23 protein-coding genes are annotated in these 24787 nt (G+C 58.1%); 14 read left to right on the forward strand and 9 right to left on the reverse strand.

Annotated features, from left to right (window positions below; translation table 11 throughout):
* Positions 1-762, forward strand: a complete 762-nt coding sequence (locus ACZ5A6_RS26055) for an SDR family NAD(P)-dependent oxidoreductase (protein ID WP_464111461.1) — start codon at positions 1-3, stop codon at positions 760-762.
* 457 nt (positions 763-1219) lie between these two features.
* Here ACZ5A6_RS26055 and ACZ5A6_RS26060 read toward each other — a convergent pair whose 3' ends face one another.
* Entirely contained in the window at positions 1220-2026 is an 807-nt protein-coding gene (locus ACZ5A6_RS26060; RefSeq protein ID WP_051093860.1) for an AraC family transcriptional regulator, read from the reverse strand.
* Positions 2027-2097: 71 nt separating this feature from the next.
* On the opposite strand from ACZ5A6_RS26060, the gene ACZ5A6_RS26065 reads away from it, so the two are divergent.
* Genes ACZ5A6_RS26065 through ACZ5A6_RS26080 form a run of 4 tightly spaced genes read left to right on the forward strand, consistent with a single transcriptional unit; the run spans position 2098 to position 5580 of the window.
* Positions 2098-2469 carry a hypothetical protein gene (locus ACZ5A6_RS26065; protein WP_464111462.1) on the forward strand — a complete coding sequence of 124 codons (372 nt, stop codon included), beginning with the start codon at positions 2098-2100 and terminating at the stop codon, positions 2467-2469.
* Entirely contained in the window at positions 2466-4469 is a 2004-nt protein-coding gene (locus ACZ5A6_RS26070) for an FUSC family protein (RefSeq protein ID WP_464111463.1), read from the forward strand. Before ACZ5A6_RS26065 ends, ACZ5A6_RS26070 begins: the two co-directional genes overlap by 4 nt.
* Positions 4466-4672, forward strand: coding sequence for a DUF1656 domain-containing protein (locus ACZ5A6_RS26075; protein ID WP_025591573.1), 207 nt, complete (start codon positions 4466-4468; stop codon positions 4670-4672). Before ACZ5A6_RS26070 ends, ACZ5A6_RS26075 begins: the two co-directional genes overlap by 4 nt.
* Before the next feature lie 2 nt (positions 4673-4674).
* Positions 4675-5580: an HlyD family secretion protein gene (locus ACZ5A6_RS26080; protein ID WP_111795220.1), complete on the forward strand. Its 906-nt coding sequence runs from the start codon at positions 4675-4677 to the stop codon at positions 5578-5580.
* 109 nt (positions 5581-5689) lie between these two features.
* Here ACZ5A6_RS26080 and ACZ5A6_RS26085 read toward each other — a convergent pair whose 3' ends face one another.
* From ACZ5A6_RS26085 to ACZ5A6_RS26095, 3 genes are read right to left on the reverse strand one after another with little or no spacing between them, the layout of a single operon-like run.
* Positions 5690-7609: an iron ABC transporter permease gene (locus ACZ5A6_RS26085; protein WP_464111464.1), complete on the reverse strand. Its 1920-nt coding sequence runs from the start codon at positions 7607-7609 to the stop codon at positions 5690-5692.
* Between the two features lie 56 nt (positions 7610-7665).
* Positions 7666-8523, reverse strand: coding sequence for an ABC transporter ATP-binding protein (locus ACZ5A6_RS26090; RefSeq protein WP_111795190.1), 858 nt, complete (start codon positions 8521-8523; stop codon positions 7666-7668).
* Entirely contained in the window at positions 8520-9266 is a 747-nt protein-coding gene (locus ACZ5A6_RS26095; RefSeq protein WP_464111465.1) for an AraC family ligand binding domain-containing protein, read from the reverse strand. The genes ACZ5A6_RS26090 and ACZ5A6_RS26095 overlap by 4 nt, the downstream gene beginning before the upstream one ends.
* Before the next feature lie 285 nt (positions 9267-9551).
* Here ACZ5A6_RS26095 and ACZ5A6_RS26100 point away from each other — a divergent pair, with 285 nt between their 5' ends.
* From ACZ5A6_RS26100 to fhuF, 3 genes are read left to right on the forward strand one after another with little or no spacing between them, the layout of a single operon-like run.
* A complete protein-coding gene (locus tag ACZ5A6_RS26100; RefSeq protein ID WP_464111466.1) occupies positions 9552-11747 on the forward strand; it encodes a TonB-dependent siderophore receptor in 2196 nt (731 codons plus the stop codon).
* A gap of 44 nt (positions 11748-11791) precedes the next feature.
* Entirely contained in the window at positions 11792-12613 is an 822-nt protein-coding gene (locus ACZ5A6_RS26105) for an iron-siderophore ABC transporter substrate-binding protein (RefSeq protein ID WP_464111467.1), read from the forward strand.
* Positions 12614-12627: 14 nt separating this feature from the next.
* Positions 12628-13425 carry a siderophore-iron reductase FhuF gene (gene fhuF / locus ACZ5A6_RS26110; RefSeq protein WP_464111468.1) on the forward strand — a complete coding sequence of 266 codons (798 nt, stop codon included), beginning with the start codon at positions 12628-12630 and terminating at the stop codon, positions 13423-13425.
* An 11-nt stretch (positions 13426-13436) separates the two neighbouring features.
* Here fhuF and ACZ5A6_RS26115 read toward each other — a convergent pair whose 3' ends face one another.
* On the reverse strand, positions 13437-14366 hold the full coding sequence (locus tag ACZ5A6_RS26115; protein ID WP_111795193.1) for a LysR family transcriptional regulator: 930 nt from the start codon (positions 14364-14366) through the stop codon (positions 13437-13439).
* Between the two features lie 116 nt (positions 14367-14482).
* Between ACZ5A6_RS26115 and ACZ5A6_RS26120 the strand changes: the two genes are divergently transcribed.
* On the forward strand, positions 14483-15349 hold the full coding sequence (locus tag ACZ5A6_RS26120; protein WP_464111469.1) for an aldo/keto reductase family oxidoreductase: 867 nt from the start codon (positions 14483-14485) through the stop codon (positions 15347-15349).
* Between the two features lie 116 nt (positions 15350-15465).
* Here ACZ5A6_RS26120 and ACZ5A6_RS26125 read toward each other — a convergent pair whose 3' ends face one another.
* Complete coding sequence (locus tag ACZ5A6_RS26125) at positions 15466-16368, reverse strand: substrate binding domain-containing protein (RefSeq protein ID WP_464111470.1); 903 nt, start codon at positions 16366-16368, stop codon at positions 15466-15468.
* Positions 16369-16459: 91 nt separating this feature from the next.
* On the opposite strand from ACZ5A6_RS26125, the gene ACZ5A6_RS26130 reads away from it, so the two are divergent.
* A complete protein-coding gene (locus ACZ5A6_RS26130; protein WP_464111471.1) occupies positions 16460-17476 on the forward strand; it encodes an NADP-dependent oxidoreductase in 1017 nt (338 codons plus the stop codon).
* A gap of 71 nt (positions 17477-17547) precedes the next feature.
* Positions 17548-17781 carry a putative quinol monooxygenase gene (locus ACZ5A6_RS26135; protein WP_464111472.1) on the forward strand — a complete coding sequence of 78 codons (234 nt, stop codon included), beginning with the start codon at positions 17548-17550 and terminating at the stop codon, positions 17779-17781.
* A gap of 79 nt (positions 17782-17860) precedes the next feature.
* Here the strand turns inward: ACZ5A6_RS26135 and ACZ5A6_RS26140 are convergent, their stop codons facing one another.
* Positions 17861-18874, reverse strand: coding sequence for a LacI family DNA-binding transcriptional regulator (locus ACZ5A6_RS26140; RefSeq protein WP_080863846.1), 1014 nt, complete (start codon positions 18872-18874; stop codon positions 17861-17863).
* Positions 18875-19007: 133 nt separating this feature from the next.
* On the opposite strand from ACZ5A6_RS26140, the gene ACZ5A6_RS26145 reads away from it, so the two are divergent.
* The 3 genes from ACZ5A6_RS26145 (at position 19008) to ACZ5A6_RS26155 (ending at position 22157) form a co-directional block, all read left to right on the forward strand.
* Positions 19008-19931: a sugar phosphate isomerase/epimerase family protein gene (locus ACZ5A6_RS26145; protein WP_464111473.1), complete on the forward strand. Its 924-nt coding sequence runs from the start codon at positions 19008-19010 to the stop codon at positions 19929-19931.
* 20 nt (positions 19932-19951) lie between these two features.
* A complete protein-coding gene (locus tag ACZ5A6_RS26150) occupies positions 19952-21124 on the forward strand; it encodes a Gfo/Idh/MocA family protein (protein WP_065660593.1) in 1173 nt (390 codons plus the stop codon).
* Positions 21125-21257: 133 nt separating this feature from the next.
* Positions 21258-22157 carry a sugar phosphate isomerase/epimerase family protein gene (locus ACZ5A6_RS26155; protein WP_464111474.1) on the forward strand — a complete coding sequence of 300 codons (900 nt, stop codon included), beginning with the start codon at positions 21258-21260 and terminating at the stop codon, positions 22155-22157.
* 282 nt (positions 22158-22439) lie between these two features.
* Here ACZ5A6_RS26155 and ACZ5A6_RS26160 read toward each other — a convergent pair whose 3' ends face one another.
* Both ACZ5A6_RS26160 and ggt read right to left on the reverse strand, forming a co-directional pair.
* On the reverse strand, positions 22440-22670 hold the full coding sequence (locus ACZ5A6_RS26160) for a BrnA antitoxin family protein (RefSeq protein ID WP_060643007.1): 231 nt from the start codon (positions 22668-22670) through the stop codon (positions 22440-22442).
* A 296-nt stretch (positions 22671-22966) separates the two neighbouring features.
* Positions 22967-24724: a gamma-glutamyltransferase gene (ggt, locus tag ACZ5A6_RS26165; RefSeq protein WP_464111475.1), complete on the reverse strand. Its 1758-nt coding sequence runs from the start codon at positions 24722-24724 to the stop codon at positions 22967-22969.
* Positions 24725-24787 lie beyond the last annotated feature (63 nt).

Genomic DNA, 24787 nt, shown 5'->3' on the forward strand with positions numbered 1-24787 from the left:
ATGAACCTTGAAAACATCTTTGGCCTGAAGGGCCGCGTGGCGCTCGTTACCGGTTCAAGCCGCGGGATAGGAGCGGCGATTGCCGAAGGGCTGGCTGGGGCAGGTGCCCATGTCATCCTGCATGGCGTCAAGCCGGGCGCCACAGCGGCTTTACATGAGCGGATTGTTACGCACGGGGGAGCGGCGGATCATCTGGCAGGCGATCTCTCCGAAGTCGGGGCTGGTCGGGATCTTATCGAGCGAGCAGAGGCGATCGCACCACTCGATATCCTTGTTATCAACGCCAGTGCCCAGATCAATGCCACTCTATCGGCGCTGACGCCAGGTGATCTGGCGTTTCAACTGGCGGTCAATCTGGGCTCGACGGTCGACATGCTACAGACGGCACTGCCGCGAATGTCGGCTCGGAAATGGGGCAGGATCGTCTCCATAGGATCAGTCAATCAGCTAAGGCCCAAGAGCATCGTTACCGCCTATGCGGCGACGAAGGCCGCACAGCACAATTTAATTCAAAGTCAGGCTAGAGATTATGCCCGCGACAACGTGTTGCTCAATACTCTCGCTCCCGGCCTCATCGATACGGATCGCAACGCTCATCGCCGCGTCGAGGACCCGGAGGGCTGGAATGAATATGTAAGCGCACTGAACTGGATGGGGCGGGCCGGGCGACCGGAAGAGATGGTGGGGGCAGCTGTCTTTCTGGCGTCGGAGGCATGTAGTTTCATGACGGGCGAGACGATTTTTCTCACCGGAGGTTATTGAGTGGGCGGATATTGAAAAAATGCAAAACGTCCCGAATGCAGGTGTTGGCCCAGCAACTTTTGCGATGATCGTCTGGAGAGGTCGTCATTCGAAAAACCAGCGCCGATAATGCGGCGATTGTGCGGGCCTGGCTTCGACGTTGTCATCACGGAGCTGCCGCATACTATCATCCACTCATGCGTCTGCTTGATTTGCCGAACTTCATCCTGACGCCGTATGTGGCGTGGGTAAGAAGCGCAGCGGTCCAGTCGCTGGTCGATCAGCTGATCGACAATGTCGAGGCGTTCTAGTGCGCCCTTCGTTTGACCGTTATAGCTTCTCATGTAATCGAGAAATGCGCGCAAGGCGGCACGTGGGAGGCGGGTCGTAAAAACCATTGCGGTAGGAGAGTGTCCATTGGGAGGAAGCTCCGCCAGCCGGCCGATTTCCTTTCAGGTGTCGCTGTACCTTCTAACGTTCAGCGGTCGAAGTTTCCCAGATATCGGGCAGGCGATGTGCCAAGCGCTTTCTTGAACATGGTTATGAATGCAGAGACGGATTGATATCCAAGATCCCCCGAAACCTGCTGCACCGTTGCCCCCGCTGCAAGGCTTCGGATTGCGACAATCACCTGCAATTGTTGTCGCCAGCGGCCGAAGGTAAGGCCCGTTTCGCTTTGAACGAGACGGGCGAGCGAATTCTCACTCATCGCCACTCGTTTTGCCCATTGCGCCATCGTACTGCGATTGGATGGATCGTCTGCCAGCTCGGATGCGATGCGTGCAAGCCGGGGCTCGTCCGTCAGCGGGAGGTGAAGATGCTCGACCGGCATCCGCGACAATGCCGACAGAAGCAGCGTTTCCATGAGCTCTAAGTCAGCAGTCGCGGCAGCCGATTGGTCGGCCATCTCGATGATCAGTTCCCTGACGAGCGGAGACAGGGAAAGCGTGCAGCACCGGTTCGGCAGATCGGCAGCCCCCGGCTCGATGAATAGGAAGAACAAACGTGCGTTGGCGGTGGCCACATTGCTGTGAAGCATGCCCCCTGGAACCCAGACGCCACAATGAGGCGGAACCATCCACATGCCGCTTGGGACGCGACAAGTCACGCCTCCCAGCAGCGGCATGACAAGCTGGCCCTTACGGTGCTGGTGTTCGGGAGCCTCGCGTTCATTCTGAGACACGTCAATCCTCACAGCGCGAACGCGCGATGAAGAGCTTTCGACATCATGGTCGGCGAGGGCACCGGACAGGGATAGTGGTGGCTGGGGGTATTTAGTGATCATTAGAGGGAATATCTAAATTCGTCCGATCGGTTTGTCGATAGGGTCATCTCGCAAGAAGCTGGAGGGTGATCATGGCACTTCAAAAACACAACGACCGCTGGTGGTCGGATATCGTCCGGACCGAAATTCGTATGACCTCGAAAGGACCTCGCAGGCTCTGCATCCTGCCCCCATCCCTGATGGGGAAAAGGCCGGATCGTGCCGCTGTTCTGAAAAGGATTACAGGCATTCTTTTTTCGAAAGCCCGAGCGTTGCTTGCCCGCCAGCCTCCGGCCATGTCGACTGTTGTGCGCGCTGACCCTGCCGAAGCCTATCTGCACGCGTGCCTCGCTGCACCATTCTTTTTCTACGTGTCGCCAGCGACCTACGGCCTCGCAGACAATGTTGCCAACGATGAAAAAGGCATCGAGCGCAAGGCCACACTGCCGGGGGATGAGGTGTGAGTTCCCGGCCAGTTGTCACCAGCGGGAACGTCATCTTTTCGCTGAAAACATTTCTTGCGGCCATGACGGCATATCTTGCAGCCATCTGCTTCGATCTCTACCGGCCGTCCTGGGCAGTTGCAACAGTCTACATCGTCGCTCATCCCCTGTCCGGCGCGATCTCGTCAAAATCGGCATATCGGCTGCTGGGCACAATCATCGGCGGCGGTGCAACAATCCTCATGGTCCCGAATCTTGTGAACGAACCTATATTTCTTTCCGGCGCGATCATCCTGTGGGTCTCCGGGTGTACCTTCGTCAGTCTCCTTGATCGCACACCGCGTAGTTATATTTGCCTGTTGGCGGGCTATACCGTGCTTCTTGCAGGACTGCCGCTCGTCAACGCTCCGGTAAACACCTTCGATATTGTCGTTTCCCGCACCGAGGAGATCGGCCTCGCAATCATCTGCGCGTCGATTGTCAGTCACGTTGTTTTTCCGGTTCACGTGGGGACGACCCTTCTCAACCGGATCGATGAATGGATGGCCAGGGCGCAGGAGCTTTTCGAAGCCACAGCAACCGCAAAAAAGGACGGAAACCAAAGCCGGATGGAACGCCACGCCTTGGCGGCAGAGGCTGCCGATCTGCGGTCGTTCGCGGTTCATCTTCAATATGACGGATCCAGATACCAAAGCAGAGTGGCACTGGTAAGGTCGCTGCAGCACCGGATGCTTTCCTTTCTGCCGTTACTGAGCGAACTGGAGGATTTGCGACGATCACTGGGCAGGTTTGACCCGGCTGGCCGGGAAGAGGCATTGGCGATAATCGCCGAGATGGATTCGAGACCGAGAGGCTCCTCCTCCACGATCGATGCGCTCGCCTTCTCCACCTCGCCTCCGACATGGGAAGAACTTCTTCTCGTCAAATTTGCCCGAGATCTGCGGGCTGTTGTTCGGCTCTCTGACGAGTGCCTCACTCTTAGAAAATCCATTGAAGATGAGGGCGGACCTAGAGCGGCTGGCGCGTCTGACAGAATGCCTGCACCGCATCGGGATATCGGAATGGCTTTGCTGTCATCGCTGACGGTTGCAGTATGCCTTGTTACCTCCCTCTTCTTCTGGATCGCAACCGGATGGTCCGACGGGGTTACCTTCGCCCAGATATCGGGCGTCCTTTGTTGCCTCCTTGCCACCATGGATGATCCGGTCCCTGCCATGCGCAAGTTTGTCAATGTGACGATCGGTGCAGCGATTGCGGCATTCATCTACGGCTTTGCGATCCTTCCGGCAATCGACGGTTTTGCGTCGCTCGCCGCTGTTTTGGGACTGTTTCTGATACCGGCGGGCCTATGTCTCGCAGTGCCTTCGCTTGCCCTCGTCGGCATGGGTCTTTGCATAAATTTTCCGCTGCTTCTTACCCTTCAGGCCTATCCAGCGACAGACTTCATCAGCTTCGTCAATGCCGCAGCGGCGACCATACTCGCAATGGTCTGGACGATCACGGTTTGCAGCCTGCTTCGATCCGTGCGAAGCGAGACAAATGCCAGAAGGCTTTTTTCTGTTATCCGGAAACATATCGTAAGCATCGCGGTTGGCAACCAATCCGACTTCCTGATCACCCACCATCGCATGATCGACGTTGCCGGTCTGTTGGCCTTACGAATGGCAAAACGACCAGCGGTCTTGGAAATCGGCGACTGCGACGTCTTGAGGGATGTCCGGGCAGGGCTGCATCTGCTTGCAATGTACGAGCTTGTGCCTAAGGCTTCGAGCGGTATCCGGCTCGCTGCCAAACCGGCCTTTCAGGCGGTCGCAGCCCTGTATGGTGCCCGTGCCGCTAAAGGTGAGGGCTGCGTGGAAAAGGCGGTGCAGGCGCTGGATGGTTTGATCCTTTCCCCCGCGGCCGCCACCGCGATGGATACCGAGCTTCTGATGCGCGCCGTTGCACTTCGCCTCTGCATTGCTCCGGACGCTTACGCTCCCGTTTACCCAATAGCCGGGGCGGGGAGGAAACCCGCGTGACGGAGCAGGTCGAACTCTATGGCATCTTTCTGCCCTCGCTCGCGGCGCACGCATTGTTTGCGTATGCAGGCCTGCGTCTTCTCACATCACTTCTCGGCAAGATCGGGTTCTACCGAATGGTTTGGCACCGCTCTCTGTTCAACCTTGCGCTCTACATTACCCTTGTCGGCGGATTTTCTGCCGCTATCAACTGGTTTCAATGATCATGAAAAATCTGACGCTCACCACGGGTCAAGTGCTTCTAACCCTGTCGATGACGGCATGTGCTGCCATTCTGGGCTGGCACTTGTGGTCTTTCTACATGGAGGCGCCATGGACCCGTGACGCCCATGTCCGCGCTGATATCATCCGATTGGCACCAGATGTTTCCGGGCCTGTCGCCGAGGTTCTGATATCAGACAATGCGCAGGTGGAAAAAGGAACGCCGCTGTTTCGCATTGAAACGGATCGCTTCTGCCTCGCGCTGCGCGAGGCAGAAGCGAAGGTAACGGGTAGCAGGGCGGCTGCGGAGATGGCGAAAACCGATTTCGAGCGGTATCAATTGCTTGCCTCAAAGGAAGCAGCCAGCCTCAAGGAGCGACAGCAAGCGGAAAGCCGGATGTATCAGGCAGAGGCCGCCTATCGATCTGCACTGGTCGCGCGGGATCTGGCAAAGCTGAACCTTGAGCGGACAATCGTAAGAGCGCCGGCGTCCGGGGCAATTACGAACTTTTCGCTGCGCCGGGGTAACTATGTCCTGGCTGGAACTGCGGTGGGCGTCCTGGTGGAAAAAGAATCCATCTATCTTGCAGGGTATTTTGAAGAGACAAAGCTACCGAGAATCCATATCGGTGATCCAGTTACGATCAATATCATGGGTGAAGCCCAATCGGTCACCGGGCATGTCGCGGGAATTGCTGCGGGGATCGAGGATCAGGAACGAAGCGATAGTGCGGGTTCGCTGGCAAGCGTGACGCCGACATTCTCATGGGTTCGACTTGCCCAGAGAATCCCGGTGCGGATCGAGATCGATGAGGCTCCGACGACGGTTCGGCTGGTCGCGGGAAGGACGGCGACCGTTTCGATTGAGCAAAAGGGGGACCAGGCGGCACCTCCTCTCCCGAAGAAATGATCAAGCATTGTCGCTGGGTCGGTTGGCCCGACACTGCGTGATCCGTTGGTCTCATAAGAGCGAACACCTGCAAACAATCGTATCGGAGTTCTGCGCTACTTCGGTGCGATCAAGACAACCGTGACCTCAATCCGGAACGCAGCAGGATCATGAAGGCGGGTGCGCCGATAATAGCGGTGATGATGCCTGCCGGAAGTTCGAGTGGCACGATAATGCTGCGACCGACGGTGTCGGCAAAAGCCAGCATCACAGCGCCCAGCATCATTGCGATAGGGAGATTTTTTGCGTGGCGTGCTCCGGTAAGAAGTCGAGCCGCGTGCGGTGCGAGCAGGGCAACGAAACTGACGGCCCCGATGGAAGAAACGGCGATCGCCACCGCACAGGCGGCATAGACCATCGCGTATTTGCTCGCGGTTCCCGTCGCCAGGCCCAGTGAGCGGGCCTTTTCGTCCCCAAGCAAAAAGGCGTCGAGATGGCGACTGAACAACAGCCCTATAGCCGACAATGCAAAAACCCACGGCATCAGCATGAAGGCGTCGGCGTAGCCGCGGGCGTGCGTCGAGCCGACGAGCCAAGAAAGTGCCTGTGCCGTTTGCAAGCGCGCCTCCACGACAATGATTGTTGCGGCCGCGCCCAGGCTTGCGGCGATTGCGACACCAGCCAGAACCAATTTTTCCGGAGAATTCTTCGGCGCCAGCAACCGGAGCAGCAAAAGCACGGTGATGGCCCCCAACAGAGCGACGACCTGGAAAGTTGGCGTTGCTGGTGAAAGTCCCAGCAGAAGTGCGACGAGGCTAAACAACGCTGCTCCCTGTGTAAGGCCCAGCGTCTCTGGCCCGCATAGCGGGTTGCGGGTCACCGCCTGAAAGACCGTGCCAGCAGCAGCGAGCAACGCGCCACAGCCGAGTGCGACAAGAAGGCGAGGCGCGCGCAGGTCGAGGTTTCCTGTCACCTCGGCAAGTGTCAATGATATTCCGTCGCCTGTCGCGAGACTTGCCGCCATCGTCAACAGGCCCAAAGCGACAAGGGCTCCAACGGCGAGGAGGAAAGGTGGGGGCGCGATGCCTATGGGCAAACCTATGCGGCGCTCCCCCCCGATCTTTGCCCTGCGCAGCAGGAATAGCATGACCGGTGCCCCGAGGCAGGCAATCGCAACGCCTGTAGGTATGGTCGTGCCATTGCGCGCCAGAGATTGCGTGACGACATCTGCAAGGAGGAGGCTGTTTGCTCCCCAAACCGCTGAAAGCGGCAGGTGGCGGTGATGCCGGCTTATACCCAATGCGCGCAATACGTTCGGGACTGCAAGGCCGACGAAGCCGATGGGCCCTGCAAGGGTTACGGCGCAGCCGCAAAGAAGAACGCCGATGAGCAGACCGAAAAGCGTGACGGCTCGTGTTACCCCCAGACTGGCCGACGCCTTGTCGCCCAGTCCCAGCAAGTCGAGGGCGCGCGCCATCACGATGAGCGCCACGAAGGACAGGAGCACCAACGGGGCTGCTGTTGCGGTTCTGGACCATCCGGTCTGGTCCAGAATGCCGGACGACCAGAGTAACAGACCGGACGCCCGTTCGTCAGCAATAAGCACGATTGCCGATGACACCGCGGAAAAACAAAGCGACACGGCGACACCGGAAAGAGCCAGCCGGCCCGGCGGGGCTTGAAAGCCGCCGGCCAGTGCAAGGCACGCGGCCGCGCCAGCAAGGCCGCCCGCGCTCGTCACTACGATGGGCGGCAGAGACAAGGGAAGCAGCAAGGTCGATACGACGAGGAACAGCTGCGCGCCACTGGTTACGGACAGTATATCCGGAGCCGCCAAAGGGTTCCTCAAGACGGTCTGAAGAACCGAACCTGCTAGCGCAAGCGCGGCGCCAGTTGATATCGCTGCGACCAGACGGGGCGCCCGAGTTGTTTCCAAAATTGCCTGCGCGAGCGTCTCAGGGCCTGTCGGAAAAAGAAACACATCGCTCCAGCCGACCAGCCTGCTTCCCACTCTCAATTCCAGCGCTGCCAGGACCAGCAGAAGGATCACGCCGACGGACCAGACAAGGGCTGGAGCAAATCGACGAAGGGGGAGGCAAGACAAATTCATAGTTGAGCCAAGGCCTGACGGTTTTGCCGGTTGCCGGCTCCGATCCAGTCGACCATGCAGTAGGTTCGCCCGCTTCCATCTGGATGTGGCACGAGATCGACGTGGCACTCAAAGGCTTGCTGCAACAGGTCAGTCCGCAGCACCTGATGTGTCGGCCCAGCCGCAAGAACCTGACCCTTTTGCATCAGGACGACGTCATTGGAGATATCCATGACTTGATTGAGGTCATGAAGCACCGCGATGATCGTAAGACCTTCCTCTGCGTTGAGTTTGCGCAGGAGGGTCAGCAATTCGGCCTGGTGTCTGATGTCGAGAAAGCTCGTGGGCTCATCAAGAAAAAGGATGCGCGGCTCCTGCGCCAGAGCCATCGCCAACCAAGCTCGCTGCCTTTCACCGCCGGACAGGGTCGTGAGTTGCCTCGCACGCAAATTTTGAAGGCCGACGCGAAAAATGGCGCTTTCGATAATCCTGCGGTCCCGTGTCGACAGTCGACCAAGCCAGGGGCGGTGAGGATAACGGCCTTGTTCAACGAGTTCTTCGACGCTCAGGCCGATGTGAACCTCTGGTGTCTGGCTCAGGACGGCAACCTGGCGGGCGACGGTGCGTCGCGACAACGCGTTGAGCGGCTGCCCGGACAAGCGGATTTCGCCTTCCGTCGGGTTTTCGAGTCCGGCGAGGCATTTGAGAAGCGTGCTTTTCCCGGAGCCGTTCGCGCCGCATATGACTGTAATCCGGCCCTCAAGCGCAACGGCATCGACCTTTCGGAGCGCTTGAGCCTGATCATAGACGACGCTGAGACCAAACGCCTGAGCCGCGATGGCCTGCGTCCTCTGTTTGCTCGGCGGGCTGTTCATCCTGCCACCTCACGCATGGCCTTGCGAAGAGATGACAAGCTGCGATAACCGACGTCCGCCGCTGCCTCCTCCAGGCGCGCTCCCTCGGCTTGGCGGCGCATGACATGCGCCATGCGCAAGCGACGCCGCCATTCGGCGAAACTCATGCCGGTCTGAATTCGGAATTTCCGGGTCATGGTGCGCCTGCTCATGCCGAGATTGTCTGCCCAGCGATCTATATCGAGATCGAGCGACGGTGTTTCAGAAAGATCCCGACACAGCCGTTGCAATCGCTTGTCACTTGGCATGGGAAGCGCAAACGGGCCTTCCTGCGCATTTGTGATCTCCTCGAGTATCAGTGCCGCGAGATGTCCGCCGCGGCCATTTTCGTCATAAAGGGTCGGTTCGTTCAAAAACGCCCCAACCGTTGCCGAAAGGAGTGTGGAGGTTGAGATGACACGCGTCGGCTCCCATGGCATGGCGACGCCTGGATCCGGTTCGATGTAGACCGACTGCATGGAGACCCGCCCGTGTGAATGAACGGCGTGTGGTATCTCCGGGGTAATCAGCAAGCCGTAGCCACAGGGGATGATAAATGAGGTGTCGGGGGTACGGGCGGTCATGAATCCGTCGATGATCTGTAACAATTGGCCTCGGCGATGGCTGTGCCAGCCAAAATCGACGCTTTGCTCGTAGGTCCGTGCCATGGCAGCGACGGGCCGCGGCACATTTTGAAGGTCGGCTGCCCTTTGCGGCTGTTTCATCATGGTTCCAGGCGATGGGATTTCTCATAGCAGTCTCACGACCGCATCCAACGCAGAGAGCCATAATCGCGCAGCGTCTATATTTCAAAAGGAAAGATTGGCCCGACAAAACAGAAAACTACGATTTAGCCAGATAAGGCCACTAAATGGCCCGGAAAAGCTCGATTTTGACCTGACAATGCTGATAAAAAAAGTCTAGTTAAGCGGCCAAGCGTGCGGGATTTGGCAAACACTGCGGACAGTCCGGGGTACCCTTCGCGCAGTATTCCTATCACAGGTCCTCGAATGCAGAACACCGTCCTTCGCCTTCGCACATCAACCTGCCACGTCACCAGACAGCGGCTCCTGTTTTTCGTGTCGGGCGTTGCGTTGAGCGCGCTCGTCCTCCAGAAGGATACGGCTGAGGCACAAGAGACAAATGCTTCCACCGTGCTTCAGCCGATCGTTGTCCAGGGGACAGCGGCGACAAAAGGGGCCCGTGTCGAACAACGTGGCTACGTAGCAACGCAGTCGGCTTCAGCCACCAAGATCACGACGGCGATAGCCGAGACACCGCAATCTGTCTCCGTCGTGACCCGCGGCGCCATGACCGATCGAGCCGTACAGACGGTGGCGGACAGCTTGCTCTATAGCGCGAATGTCAACGGCCAACGCTACGGCAACGATCCCCGTTCCGATTACTTCAGCATTCGCGGCTTTGGCGCCGATCTTTATCTCGATGGCTTGCGCGTGCCACAGATTGCAAACCAGACAGGCGGCTATGCTGGCTTTCGCGTGGAGCCTTACTTCCTTAATCGGGTGGAAGTGCTGCGCGGACCAAGTTCCGCGCTTTTCGGCCAAACGAATGTCGGCGGCGTTGTCAACATGATCAGCAAGGATCCATCAGAGACAGCTGGCGGAGAAGTCTACACCCGTTTCGGAAGTTACAAACAGAAGGAAGCGGGGTTTGACGTAACCGGCCCTCTCGGTGCGGATTCCGATCTCACCTATCGCTTGGAAGGCATTATCCGCGACAGCGAAACAATGAACGATTTCGGAAAAAACGACCGTTTCGCCATAAGCCCGACGGTCAGGTGGTCGCCGGATGAAGATACCAGTTTCACGGTATATGGCGCTTACATGAAGGATGACGCTGGCCAGGTGCCCTCGCTTATTCCTGCCGTCGGGAGCATCTATCCCAATCGTCTCGGTTTAACGATACCGCGCAGCTTTTCGGACGGAGATCCCTCGCTGGCGATCTACGACAAGGAAACGGCCTATATCGGATATCGGCTGGAACACGCATTTAACGACGATCTCGTTCTGCGCCAGAATTTCCGGTACTCGTACCTGGACGTCAATTATCAAAACCTTTTCGGCAATGGTCTTTCCGCTAACCAGCGCACGCTTTCACGCCTCGTCTACAATGCGCAGCCAACGCTCAACGCCGTGGCGTTGGACACCAATCTTGAGTACAGGTTCGACAGTGGGCCAATCAGCCATACGCTTCTCGGCGGTATCGATGTGCAGTGGCAAAACCTCGTCAACAGGACAGGATCACGCAGTGGCCCCACTCTCGACCTGTTCAACCCGGGTTACGGCATTGGCGTACAGCCGGCAGCACTGACGACACACCTTGATCAGACACAGCGTCAGGTTGGTTTTTATCTGCAGGATCAAATGGAACTCGGCGGCCTTCGTCTGACCGTTGGCGGTCGCCAAGACTATGTCAGTAACGACTCCGACAGCACCGCTCTTGCCAGCGGTCTTACCACCCGATATCGGCAGGACGATTCAGCTTTCACGGGCAGGGTTGGTGCCGCTTATGTCTTCGATAACGGCCTTGTACCCTACGCGCTATATTCAACGTCCTTCTCCCCGGTGCTGACATTGGCGCCAACGCCGCTGAAGCCAACCAAAGGCGAGTTGAAGGAAGTCGGTGTGAAATTCGCGCCACAGGGGGACGATTTCAGCCTGACCCTGTCCGGGTTCGAGGCAACGCAACAGAATGTCGTCAATCGTGTTGCAAGCGTTTATTACCAGACTGACGAAGTGCGCGTTCGTGGGATCGAACTGGAGGCCAACGCCACGCTTTGGGACAGCCTCAACCTTACTGCGGCGGCGAGTTGGCAGGATCCTGTGGTAACCGAGAGCCAGACGCCAGCCCAGATCGGGAAGATGCCGTATACCGTTCCAAAGCAGCAGCAATCGCTGTTCGTGAGCTATGATCTGCCGATGCCAGATAGCTGGAACGGCAAATTGACGCTTGGTGCAGGTGTCCGTCGCATCGGCAAGACTGCCGGGGATACGGCGAACTCATTCTTCGTTCCTGGTTATACGCTGGTGGATGCATTTGCCCGTTACGAACATGATCGCTACTCGTTCCAGCTTAACGGGTACAATCTCGGCGACAAGACCTACGTTGCCGGTTGCAACACCCCCACGCAGTGCTATTACGGGCAGGGTTTAACCGTTGTCGGAACAGTGAGCGTGAAGTGGTAGCTGGTATTCGCAGACGATCGTTCTTGAGCGGCGCGGTGGCTTTAATGGCTGCGCCAGTGGCACTCGCCGCCTCAGGATCTTCACGCCTGGTCACGCTCGATTGGACTGCCACCGAGATTGCCCTTTGCCTTGGAATATCGCCCGTTGGGTGCACGGAAATCTCCGGCTACAGAACATGGGTCAATGTCGCAAATGAAGGCCTTTCGGACGCCGTTGACGTTGGACGACGACAGCAGCCAAGCCTGGAAGCGATCCGCAAATTGCAACCTGACCTCATCTTGACGTCTCGCTACCGGCACGCGTCCATCGCCCGTGCGCTCGGTAAGATCGCTCCGGTTCACCTGATCGACGATCAGGAAAACGACGGTGACATGTTGGTAAGCGTCTATCAGAGCGCCCGTCAGGCGGGCGCAGCACTTTCCCGATCGGATGATGTCGAAAGGCTCCTCGCACGTTTCGATGATGATATCGAAAACCTGAAATTGCGCGATGCCTGGCAGGCAGGCCGCAAGCTGGTTGTCGCGCAACCATTACCTGGCGTTCCGCGGTTAGGGGTCTTTGCACCCAACGCCGCAATTTCGAGCCTTCTCAGGAAAATCGGTTTTGCCGATGGCATTGAAATGCCGGCGCAATCCTTCGGCTTTACGACAATCGATCTGGAAGGACTTGCGTCTCTCGATAGCGACAGCACCTTGTTCATCCTTGGCGAGTCCGTTCCGGCTGATCTTCTCCACGCTTCGCTCTGGCCTATGCTGCCTGTCGTTGCGCAAGGAAATGTCCGTTTGACTGGCACACCCTCCTGGCCGTTCGGTTCCACGGCCTCGTTGCAGCATCTGGCTCGCCAGATCGTCTCCCGGTTTGTCTAGGCGGGCGGGAGCGTATGCGAAGGTCAGAGGTTCTTGGCGAATTGCTGCGGCAACCGGCACACTCGCAGTGGAGAGATTTCTTCCGGCGCAGGCGGCGTACCGACCTGACCTTCATTGAATTGCTGGAGCACGATAATCTCTTAGTGATACTCGGCAATTACGGTCGCCGACATGGGCCGAGCGCGCCCCTTGCCGCCGTTGCTGGCGAGTGGTCGAAGCGGTACTTCGCCAAGGTAATGAGACCGATTGCTACAGCTGCGATGCTGCTGGATTGGCGCATGCCTCTTACACCGGCAGACTTGAGCATTGACATCAGCGAAGAAGGGGAGATCGTCTCGCTTGGCCTGTCTGGTTTTGGTCGCCCGGTTCAAGCAAAATCAGCACAAGACCGTTTCGACTTTTTGTTCAGTGGCAATATCGAGGGAGTTATCCGAACTGTTTCGGATGTGAGCGGACTGTCTCGCAATGTCCTTTGGTCAAACGCGGGCAACATGTTCGAAGCCATCGCGCGCAGTTACGCCATGGAAAATCATTGCTCCGATGCGGGCGTGGCCGATGCGCTGGAACTGCTTGAATCGCCTCACATGGCAGATGGCTCACGTAACCCGCTTTTCAGGCCCATCCTCTACCGTCAATACGAGGGCAAGCCAAAGCGTCTCCGCCGCATCTGTTGCATCCGATATCTGATTAACGGACTGGATTACTGCAAGACGTGCCCATGTCTGAATAGTCGCTCTAGTCGAATGCATAATGCGTGTTATCGCGATATGCACGATGGATCGACCAATGCCGGCGGCAAGAAACAGAGCTAAGGACTTTGAATTCACGGGCCGGGCTGCAAGGATTTCGCTGCATCTTTGTGCGATTGTCTCACGAAATCGATAAATGCGCGCAAAGGCGCGGGCACAAGCCGCCGTCCGGAATAATAGAGGAACGGGCCGGAAAACCGCAGCCACCATTCTTCCATCACCGGTATCAGATCTCCTCTATCGAAGTGTGGCCTTAGCCAGTCCTCAAAAATATAAATGATGCCAGAACCGGCAATGGCTGCGTCGATACCAAGATCGGTGCCGCCGCCGAACTGAACAACGAGGCTACCTTTAGGATTTATGGCGATTTCTTCCCCATCGCGTTCGAATTCCCAGGAGGGAAGCGCGCGCCCCGAAAACCGGCCTAAAATACAATCATGCGAAAGCAGGTCTTGTGGATGTTGCGGTTTGCCTCTTCTTGCAAGGTAACCCGGCGATGCGGCAAGGGCGTAGCGCTGCTGGCGCGGTCCGATCGGCAAAGCCACCATATCCTGTTCGAGCCGTTCGTCATAACGGATACCTGCGTCGCAGCCGCTCTTTATGATGTCGACGAAATTCTCATCGGTCACGATTTCCAGCCTTATTTCCGGGTAGGCCTTTAGGAACGGCGGCACGATCGGAGGCAGAACCAGCCTTGCCGCACTCATCGGAACATTGAGTCTGAGATCCCCCGAGGTGCGGCCGCGGCTGCTTTTCACCTCGTCGAGTGCCGATGCCACCTCTGCGAATGCGGGTCCGGTGCGCTCTAGCAAGAGACTTCCTGCATCCGTCAGGAGCACGCTGCGGGTGGTGCGATTGAATAGTCGTACCCCAAGGTCTTCTTCGAGACGCTTCACCGCATCGCTCAACGCCGAGGAGCTGACTCCACTTTCGCGCGCGGCCTGCCGAAAACCTTTGGATCTAGCCACCAGTAAAAACGCATTCAGATCCGTTAAATCCGCCACCCTGCTCTCCAAACGTAAAAACAATTGTCCGCCTTCACGGACAACCTGTCCGGATTATAGCTTCTTGTAGCGTATATGCTACCTGTCTATTTTGGAGGAACACAAGGAGATGGACCATGAGCACTGTTGCAACTTCAGGAACCTTCGCGCTTGGCGATCATACGGTGCGCCGGCTGGGCTATGGCGCGATGCAGCTTGCAGGCAAGGGGGTTTTCGGGCCTCCGAGCGATCGTCCGGAGGCCATAGCCGTCCTGCGCGAGGCGGTGGAAAGCGGCGTCAACCATATAGATACCAGCGATTTCTATGGCCCGCATGTTACAAACGAGATAATCCGCGAAGCTTTGCATCCCTATGACAACGACCTTGTGATCGTCACCAAGGTCGGCGCAGGCAGGGGCGCGGACGCTTCTTGGTATCCTGCGTTCGCGCGCGCGGAGCTGACACAGGCCGTTCATGACAACCTCCGCAATCTCGGACTCGATGTGCTCGATGTGGTCAACCTGCGCGCTATGTTCGACGTGCACGGCCCCGCGGAAGGCTCGCTGGACGAGCCTCTTGAAGTTCTGGCCGGTTTAAAGCAACAGGGACTGATCCGGCATATCGGACTGTCTAACGTCACGGCGAAGCAAATCGAGGACGCCGGAAAGATCACCGACATCGCTTGCGTGCAGAACCAGTACAATCTTGCGCATCGGCAGGACGAAACCTTAATCGACACACTCGCCTCCCGAGGGGTTGCCTATGTGCCGTTCTTTCCTCTTGGCGGCTTCTCGCCGCTGCAATCCTCTACCCTGTCTGACGTGGCCGCCCGGCTCAACGCCACGCCGATTCAGGTTGCGCTTGCCTGGCTTCTCCAGCGATCGCCGAACATTCTCCTGATCCCGGGCACATCGTCACGGGGACATCTGCGAGAAAACCTCGCCGCGGCCAGGATAGAGCTCCCCTCGGAGGCATTGTTGGAGCTGGATAAGGTGGCTGCTTAATGCCGCTTGTAGAAATCTGCGGAATTTGTCGACGGGTTGTCATCTGTCCTCACGCCCGCTTTTGGCAAATGCTGCCTAGTCAGCGTCGCCCCAGAAGCAGACATTCGCTGCCATTGTCAGGACAACTTCACTAAGGTGTCGAGGAAAGCGCGGACGGCGGGGTTCGACCGTCGGCTCTCGGGCCACAGCGCTGTTATATTGTGCCGGTCAACCGCATAGTCGGCTAGAACCGGCACGAGCGCTCCACGCCTCACCCAGGCGCTGGCCATGAAACTCGTTGCCATTCCAATGCCGGCACCCGCCGAGATCGTCGCAAGCACGGCTTCGCTCGCGTCAACGATAACGCCGGAGGTCGGCACGATCTCCACCTCCCTGTCGCCGACACGGAAAGGCCAACGGAATAGCTGGCCACTACTCTGATAGCGCAGACTGACAGTCTCGTGCTCTTCCAATTGGTCCGGATGGGTCGGCGGGTTGCGCCCGGCCAGATATTCGGGCGAGGCATAGCAGCATAGCCGATGCGGCAGAAGGCGGCGGGAGAGCAGGCGCGAGTCTGACAGATCGCCGATGCGGACCGCTACATCGAAGCCGCCTTCAATAAGATCAACCATGTGATCGCTCAGACGTAGATCTATGTTAACCTTCGGATGGAGCCTGCGAAACTGAGGAAGCACGGGCGCTATTACGTGCAGGCCGATCGGCAAAGATGCCGCGATCCGTAATGTGCCGGCTGGCTCGGTGCGCGCTGCTTTTGCCGCCTGCTCGATCTCTTCGGCGTCGTTCAGCAGCCTTAGCGCACGCTCATGCAGATCGCGCCCTTCGGCCGTCAGGGTCAGGGAACGTGTCGTGCGCGCAAAAAGCGAAACGCCGAGCTGCTTTTCCAGCCGCTGAATGCTTTTACTGACCGCCGAGGGTGAGATGGACAGGGAGCGGGCGGCGGCGGTGTAGCTTCCGAGCGAGCCGGCGCGAGCGAATGCAATCAACCCCGTCAGCCTATCAATTCCGATTTGTTCCTTCATGGCACTATTAAAGCGAATTGTCTGATGATTATCAATCGAAGGAGTTGATCGTATCTTCAGTCATCGAAACCAATATCCAAGCGAGGCCATGATGACTGACATGATGAAAGCCGTGCGATTGCGCGAATTCGGTGGACCAGATGTCCTCCTCTATGAGGATGTACCCCGACCGGAAATCTCGGCGGACGACGTGCTTGTTCGCGTCCATGCCACGAGCCTCAACCCGCCGGATCTCTATCTGCGCGATGGTTATCGGGCTCTCCCGCCGGAATGGCAGCCCAATCCAAGCTTTCCGCTGATCCTTGGCACGGACGTTTCCGGCACGGTTGTGGCCGTCGGAGAAGACGTGTCGCAGTTCAAGGTCGGCGACGAGGTCCATGCGATGGTCCGGTTCCCGGATGACCTCATGACGGGAAGCAGCGCCTATGCCGAATATGTTCGTGTTCCCGCATCGGACTTGGCGCTGAAGCCCGCAGGGATCGACCACATCCAGGCTGCCGGCGCGCCGATGTCGTTTCTGACCGCCTGGCAATTTTTGGTCGATCTGGGACACGATGCGCCGAACCCTTTCCAGACCTTCCCGCATGCCCCGGCTCCGCTCTACGGCAAGACAGTGCTGGTGAACGGTGCCGCCGGCGGCGTCGGCCATCTCGCAGTCCAGATTGCGAAATGGCAAGGCGCGAAGGTGGTGGCCGTTGCTTCCGGCAAACACGAGGCGCTTCTCAATGATCTCGGCGCCGATATCTTCATCGACTACACGAAGACGTCTGCCGAAACCGTGGCCACGGATGTTGATTTGGTGCTCGATGCCGTCGGCGGCGCGAATATGGAACGCTTTCTCCGCAGCATTAAGCCGTATGGCGCCCTGTTTCTCGTCAACCCACTGGGTTTTTCAGGCCATCACGAAGCCGCCCGGCGGAAGATAACCGTCTCGACGACGCAGGTGCGCTCGAACGGCGCGCAATTGGAAGAGGCCGGCCGTCTGCTTGAGGACGGCTCCGTACGGGTGGTGATCGACAGCACTTATCCGCTGGCCGAGGCATCGGCAGCGCATCGTCGTGCTTCCGAAGGAGGCATCCAGGGCAAGATCGTGCTGGTCGCCGTCTGATCACCACTTGACCAGTCAAGGCCCAAGCCGCCGCGAACAGGTGGTCGGGGCCCTGATGGAGCCGCTATCCCATGCTGATTATAACCGGCTACATGCACGTCGATCCAGCCGATCTGGCGCAATTCATGACAGAACTGAATGCGCTGGCATCCACAACACGAAAGCGTCCGGGAAGCATCACGTATGATGCTGCCGTGGACGACCCACAAACAGGGCGATTGCTGATCTCGGAACGTTGGATCGATCAGGCTGCGCTTGGCGCTCATTTGCAGGTAGCTGACACGATCGCGTTTGCCGGCCGCTGAAGCAGTAAAATGTGAGGCGAAATACGGAAATACGACGTATTGAACGAACGCGACATCATGGATGACTGATACACGCACGCTAGGCATTCTCCGCGAGAAAGATCTGGATGTCCGTTGAGATAGAGACCGCTTCTCCAGGCATTCTACCGAGGAGCTTTGCGATGGTCTCAACTGCCAGGCGTGCTTCCAAAAGGGGTCTTTGGTCGATAACCGCGTTGATCTTTCTGGACTTTAGCAGCATCCGTCGATTGGGCGTGAGTTCGTGGGTGATGACAACCGTATTGTCGATTCGGCCAAGGCGTTGCAGAGCACTGACAATCGGCAAAGCACCCGCGGACAGATGATATATGCCTCGTAATCCCGGGTCATCCCGAAATGCAATCTCTACGACACGGCCTGCTTCCTCCTGATTTTCTCCGGTCTCCAGAACTACGGCCAGGCTGCATTCAGGATAACGCTCGGTCATGATGTCGCGAAACCCGGCTTCCCGGTCGCGATGGCCAGTGATATCGCGTGAGCCGGCAACCACGACGACGCGGCCGCCTTGCCGTCCGAGGAAAAGGCCCATCAGGTCGCCAGCTACCCGACCGGCCTGCCTGTCGTTCGGCCCCACATAGGCGGCTCGCCCGCAATCTGTGAGGTCGGTCGCCAGAGTAACCACCGGGACATTGCGCGACAGGAATGCTACGGCTTCTCGCACCCTGATATCGTCAGGGCTGGTGATGACGAGGCCATCATAGGAGCGACAATCGCGGACGGCTGCGGCGATCGCCGCCGGCTTTCGTGGATCGATGTGATGGACGAAGAATTGCACGTTCAGTGTTGCGTACATTCGCGATGCAAGATCGATACCCTCGCGCAAAGACGCGTGAAACGGGTTGACTGGCGGTTGGATAAGGACCGCGACGCGTAGCGCGCGTGAAGGGGTACGATCTAGGGCCCGGTCAATACCGAGCGCCCGGGCAGCGGCCAAAACGCGGTCTTCTTTGTCGGTACGCACGCCGCCACGGTTGTTGAGAACCCGATCCACCGTCGCGGTCGAGACTCCGGCTGCCTTTGCAACATCCGAAATGCTTATCTTGCGTGCAGTCATTTACCTCTCCACCCGGTTTTCTGATTGAATCCCATCAAATTCCAACTTTGTAAATCGGAGATCTCCAGCTAAATCTCTGCGTCAGGGAGGGTCGCCCACCAAGTGAGCGACACCAGGGAAGGACCAGAATATTATGGGTATAACAGTCACCACAGCACCGTGCTGCTGGGGCGTCGATGACGTGCGCAATCCAAACCTACCGCCGTGGGAAATGGTATTCGATGAAGTCAAGGCGGCCGGATATGGGGGAGTGGAGCTTGGCCCCTATGGTTATGTTCCGCTGAACATCGATATGGTCTCTCAGGCTCTGACAAGTCGAGGGCTCTATATCGTCGCCGGAACGATCTTCAATGATCTTGTCGCTGAGGAAAACCGCGATAGCCTGCTGCGCCAGACGGACGAGATTTGCGCTCTGATCACCCGTCTCCCGAGGCCGCCGAAGGCGTTGGGCCAGCGATTTCCCGCACCTTATCTGACGGTGATGGATTGGGGACACGACGAACGCGATTATGCGGCGGGTCATTCCGACAGGGCACCCCGGCTCGATGACGCGGCATGGAACGGCATGATGGATAATATCAGGGCGATATCCGCTCTTGCCCGCGAGAAATATGGCGTTCGCGCCACCATTCATCCGCATGCCGGCGGTTACATCGAATTCGAGGACGAGATTGCCCGTCTCGCCGTTGACATACCCCAGGAGGTTGCCGGTTTCTGCCTCGACACTGGCCATACCTGGTATGCCGGCATGGACCCTGTCCAAACCCTGCGCAAATACGCCGACCGTCTCGACTACATCCACTTCAAGGACATCGACAGGGCCGTTTTTGGCCGCGTGATGGGTGAGCACATTCGCTTCTTTGAAGCCTGCGCGCAGGGGGTCATGTGTCCCATCGGCAAGGGTTGTATCGATTATCCCGCCATTCGCGCCCTTCTTGATGATCTTGGTTATGAAGGCTTTATCACCGTTGAGCAGGAGCGTGATCCGCGCAACGCGGGCGGTAGCCTCGCCGACGTAAAACTCAGCCGTGACTATCTCAAGTCGGCTGGCTTCTAACAATCCGGGACAGAAACCTCATGATTTACGGAACGCGTCAGACAAAACGACCTCTTCGCTGGGCTATGGTGGGTGGTGGTCGCGGCAGTCAGATCGGTTATATTCACCGCAGCGCCGCCCTGCGTGATCGCTACTTCGATCTGGTCGCTGGCGCCTTCGACCTCGATGCCGAGCGCGGCCGCGCCTTCGGTGTTGAACTGGGGCTCGAGCCTTCGCGATGCTACGCCGACTGGCGTGCGCTTTTCGCAGAGGAGGCAAAGCGTCCGGATGGGATCGAGGCAGTATCGATCGCAACGCCCAACAATACCCACTACGAGATCACCAAGGCTGCACTGGAAAGCGGGCTGCACGTTGTGTGTGAAAAGCCGCTGTGCTTCACGGTGGCCGAGGCCGAGGATCTTCAGCGTATCGCCGCAGAGCGCGGCCGTATTGTTGGCGTGACCTACGGCTATAGCGGCCACCAAGTCATCGAGCATGCCCGCGAGCTCGTTGCTGCCGGCGAGCTCGGGGAAATTCGTCTGGTCAACCTGCAATTCGCCCACGGGTTTCACAACGAGGCTGTCGAGCTTCAAAGCCCGGCGACCCGCTGGCGCGTCGATCCGAAATTCGCAGGTCCAAGTTATGTGCTCGGCGATATCGGTACACATCCGCTTTATATTTCCGAGGTCATCCTGCCCGACCTCCGTATCAAACGGCTTCTGTGCACCCGGCAGAGCTTCGTCAAGACGCGTGCACCGCTCGAAGACAACGCCATGACCCTGATGGAATATGACAATGGCGCGTTTGGCACCGTCTGGTCGAGCGCCATCAATGCGGGTTCCATGCATGGACAAAAGGTGCGCGTCGTCGGATCAAAGGCTTCGATCGAATGGTGGGACGAGCAGCCAAACCAGCTACGATTTGAGGTTCAGGGCGAGCCGGTACGCATTCTTGAGCGTGGCATGGGCTACCTGCACGCAAAGGCACTTGCCGACGATCGTATCGGTGCAGGCCATCCCGAGGGCCTCTTCGAGGCCTGGGCTAACCTCTACGACCGCTTTGCTATCGCTATGGAGGCGCGCAACGAAAACGATGGCGAACGCCTTGGGAGCCTTCGGTTTCCGGGGATTGCTGCAGGGGTTGAGGGCGTTCGCTGGGTTGAGAACTGCGTTCGTTCTGCCGATCTCGGCGGGGTCTGGGTCGACTATCGGTAGCGCGATGGAGGGAGCAGCACCACTGGCGCAGCTCCATAAATGATTGCCACCCACGCGACGTGGTCCAGCAAGCGATGCTTGTCCGCATCGACGCTCCCGTGAAGGGGCGAATTTATATTATCAGGAGGTTTTGATGAAACACGCACTCGATCCGCACATGATCCGTCATTTATCTCTGGAGGAAATTTGCCGAAAGACCGCCGAGCTGGGATACGATTATGTTGAGGTCTCACCCCGTCCGGACTTTCTCTCCTGGTGGACGCGTCCGAAGGTTTATCCCGAGAGGGTAAAGAGCTTCAAGAAGGCCCTCAAGGACCATGGGGTGGGCCTGGCAACGCTGCAGCCAATGTACCGCTGGGCCAGCCCATACCAAGACGAGTGGGAAACGGCGATAGAGAACTGGAAGCGTGCCATCGAAATTGCGGCAGAGATGGAATGCCCGATGTTGGTCTCGGAGTTCGGGCGAGGGGGATCCCCGGATCGAAGCCTGAATGACCGCAGTGGGTTGCATCGTCCGGAGACGTGTGAGGGGCAGTTTTTCCGTGCGATGGATATCCTCGTGCCAATTCTGGAGCGCGAAGGGCTGATCCTCTCGCTCGAAGCGCATCCAGAGGACTGGATTGAGGAAATCGCCCCTGCCATCGATATCATCAAGACGATCAATTCAAAGGCTGTAAAGGCATCGTTCATCGCGCCCCATACCTTCTTCTACGGTCCCGACATGGTTGCTAACCTGCGAGCGACCGAGGGGCTTCTAGCACATGTGCGCCTCGCAGACACCTATGACCATAACAAGTCTTCGCAACTGCGCTACATTGTAAATCCGCCTGGAGCGAAGGTGCGCGTCCATCAACACACCGACTTCGGCCAAGGTGAGATCAACTGGGAAGTATTCTTCTCAACTCTTGCCGACATGAAATTCGACGGTGTCCTTTCAAATTGCGTTTTCGCTTGGGAGGACCGAGCCGAAGACAGTGCCCGTTTCATGCTTCGTGAGACACAGATGTATGTGAACAAGTACTGGCCAAAATAACTCCTCCTCAATCGCGGAGTGGTCGAAAAGGCCCTGCGATATGACCAGGCTTTTGTGGCTCGACCAGATCAACCGGCCTTTCGATGCTATCCCACAATCGCGGGATCGTTCACTGGGCCACCTCTGGTACGAGCGCCTTCAACGCGGAGAAGGCCTTCTCGATTCGACAGAGGTCCGGGCTGACTGTGAATGGCGCATGATTGCGCCACGCTTGCCCAACGAGCCGCGAGGCCGAGAAGCGGCAGCTATTGGCGGGGCATGGGGTCGGGACTCTTCAAGAGCTTATTTGGACGCATTCATTGCGGCTCGCAAGGTATCGTTGATGCGCTCCTGCCAGCCCGGACCGTCGGCTTGAAAATGAGCGAGCACATCGCTGTCGATCTTCAATGATACAAGCTCTTTGGTGTTAGGGATTGCAGGCCGTTCAACGGCCGGCGCTGCGACCTTCTTTGCCGGTTTGAATAGCGCCTCGGCTGCGTCTTTGGGATTGGACGGTCGTCGGGGTGTTGCCATGGTCATATATCCTCTTGTGTCGTGCGCTCGAACAGCGCAGCCTGTCAGTTTCTGTTTGCAGGCTGTATGTCAAACACAGCGGTGGTCGCAACCCACGTGTAGTGGTTAGCCGGAAGAACGTAATTGCTGCCGACAAACCGGACAGCCTCACCCGCGCAATCTGGAAGAGATCGTGCACCGTTATCGACAATTGCATTCGGAGGCCGCAGGTTCTTGTCAAGGTGTTAGCGCCCCTTGGCGAGATACACACCCTTCGTGTTGACCTTTTCTCATGACCTTTCCGCTGGCGGAGCGTTTCACTCCCCTGCCGCCACTCCCTCGCGTCGTGGATCCGCGCTGCCGATCAAACCTTCGGCGGTTATCTCGATTGCATGCAAACCGGAATTCATCTCGCCCGGTTTCACCTCGTAACCCAGCGCCTTCAGTGGCCCTGCCAGACCTTCCGCGCTTGTACCGGCCTCGAGGTCGTAGGTGCCGAAGCGGTTGATGAGATGCGGCTGGGAGACGATCGCCTCTACAGGCATGCCCCAATCGATATAGGCGATCAGCGCCTGCGCTACATAGCCGATGATCTGGCTGCCGCCCGGCGAACCGATGGCGAGCAGCGGTTTGCCATCTTTCATCACGATCGTCGGGGCCATGGAGGAGCGCGGTCGTTTGCCTGGCTCAACGCGGTTGGCGATCGGCAGACCGCCATCATGGGTCTTGAAGGAAAAGTCCGTCAACTCATTATTGAGCAGGAAGCCGTTCGTCATCAGACGCGAGCCGAAGCCACTTTCGATCGTTGTCGTCATCGAGACCACGTTGCCGTCCTTGTCGACGATGACAAAATGGCTTGTGGAGGGCAACTCGATCGCCGCATCCCGGCCGAAAAGCAGCGCGTGGTCCCATTCCGGCTCGCCGGCCTTGACGGCATCGTTGGTCAACGCCTTATCGCCGTCGAGCAGCTTTGCCCTCTCGCCCAAATAGGTCTTGTCCAACAGGCCCTTGATCGGCAGCGGCAGGAAATCGGTGTCAGCGACGTAACGCTCGCGGTCGGCGAAGGCGAGACGCTGGGCGTCGCCGATAATGCGCCAACTGTCGACATTTTTTGGCCCAAGCGCCTTGAGATCAAAATTTTCCACCAGACCAAGAATCTGGCCGATGGCGATTCCGCCCGACGACGGCGGCCCCATGCCGCAAACGTCAAGAGCACGATAGGCAAAGCAGACCGGCTCGCGCTCGACGACCCGATAGTTGGAAAGATCGGCCAGCGACAGCACGCCGGGATTGTCGGCCGCCTCGCGCACAGTCTTGACGATCGCCTCGGCAATTCGCCCTTTGTAAAAGGCATCGGCGCCGCCTTTGGCGAGCGCCGCAAGCGTCTCGGCATAGGCCGGGTTCTTCAAAGGAACGCCGGCCCGCAGGGCGGCCCCGGAGGTGTCAAAGAAATAGGACCGGGGTTCTGTATATTTCTTCAACCGGTCTCCCTCGGACGCGATCAGGGAGGCAAGACGCGGTGACACCTTAAAGCCCTCTGTAGCCAGCGTTTCCGCCGGCTTCAGCAGGCTTGCCCATTCGGCCTTTCCATAGCGTTTGTGGGCTTCCTCCAGAAGTCGCACCGTTCCCGGCGTGCCAACAGAGCGGCCGCCGACCACTCCGTCCATGAATTTTAGCGGTTGACCTTTGTCATCCAGGAATAGCTTCGGTGTGGCTTCCATCGGCGCCGTCTCGCGGCCGTCAAACGTGGTCAACTTGCCGCTTTTTGCGTCGTAATAGACGAGGAAGGCACCCCCACCGAGACCGGAACTCTGCGGTTCAACGAGGCCGAGCATTGCCTGCACCGCCACCATTGCATCGATGGCGTTGCCGCCCCTGGCGATCACATCACGCCCTGCCTCAGTCGCCAGCGGATTGGCCGCCGCTACCATGAAGCTCTTTGCCTCGATGCGTTTGGCAGTCGCAATATCGGTCGCTTTTTCGGGCGCCACCGTGTCGGACGCCTGCTGCGCGGAGGCGACTGCGGTGGAAAGCATCAAGGCGAAAAATGCCTCACCGAGAAATCTCATTTTCATCAGCCCAATCCTCCAGCGTCGTACAACTCGTTAATGTAGCGTGGCATTCAACTGAGCCAGCAG

This window comes from Agrobacterium sp. 6Ca8 (assembly GCF_055382765.1).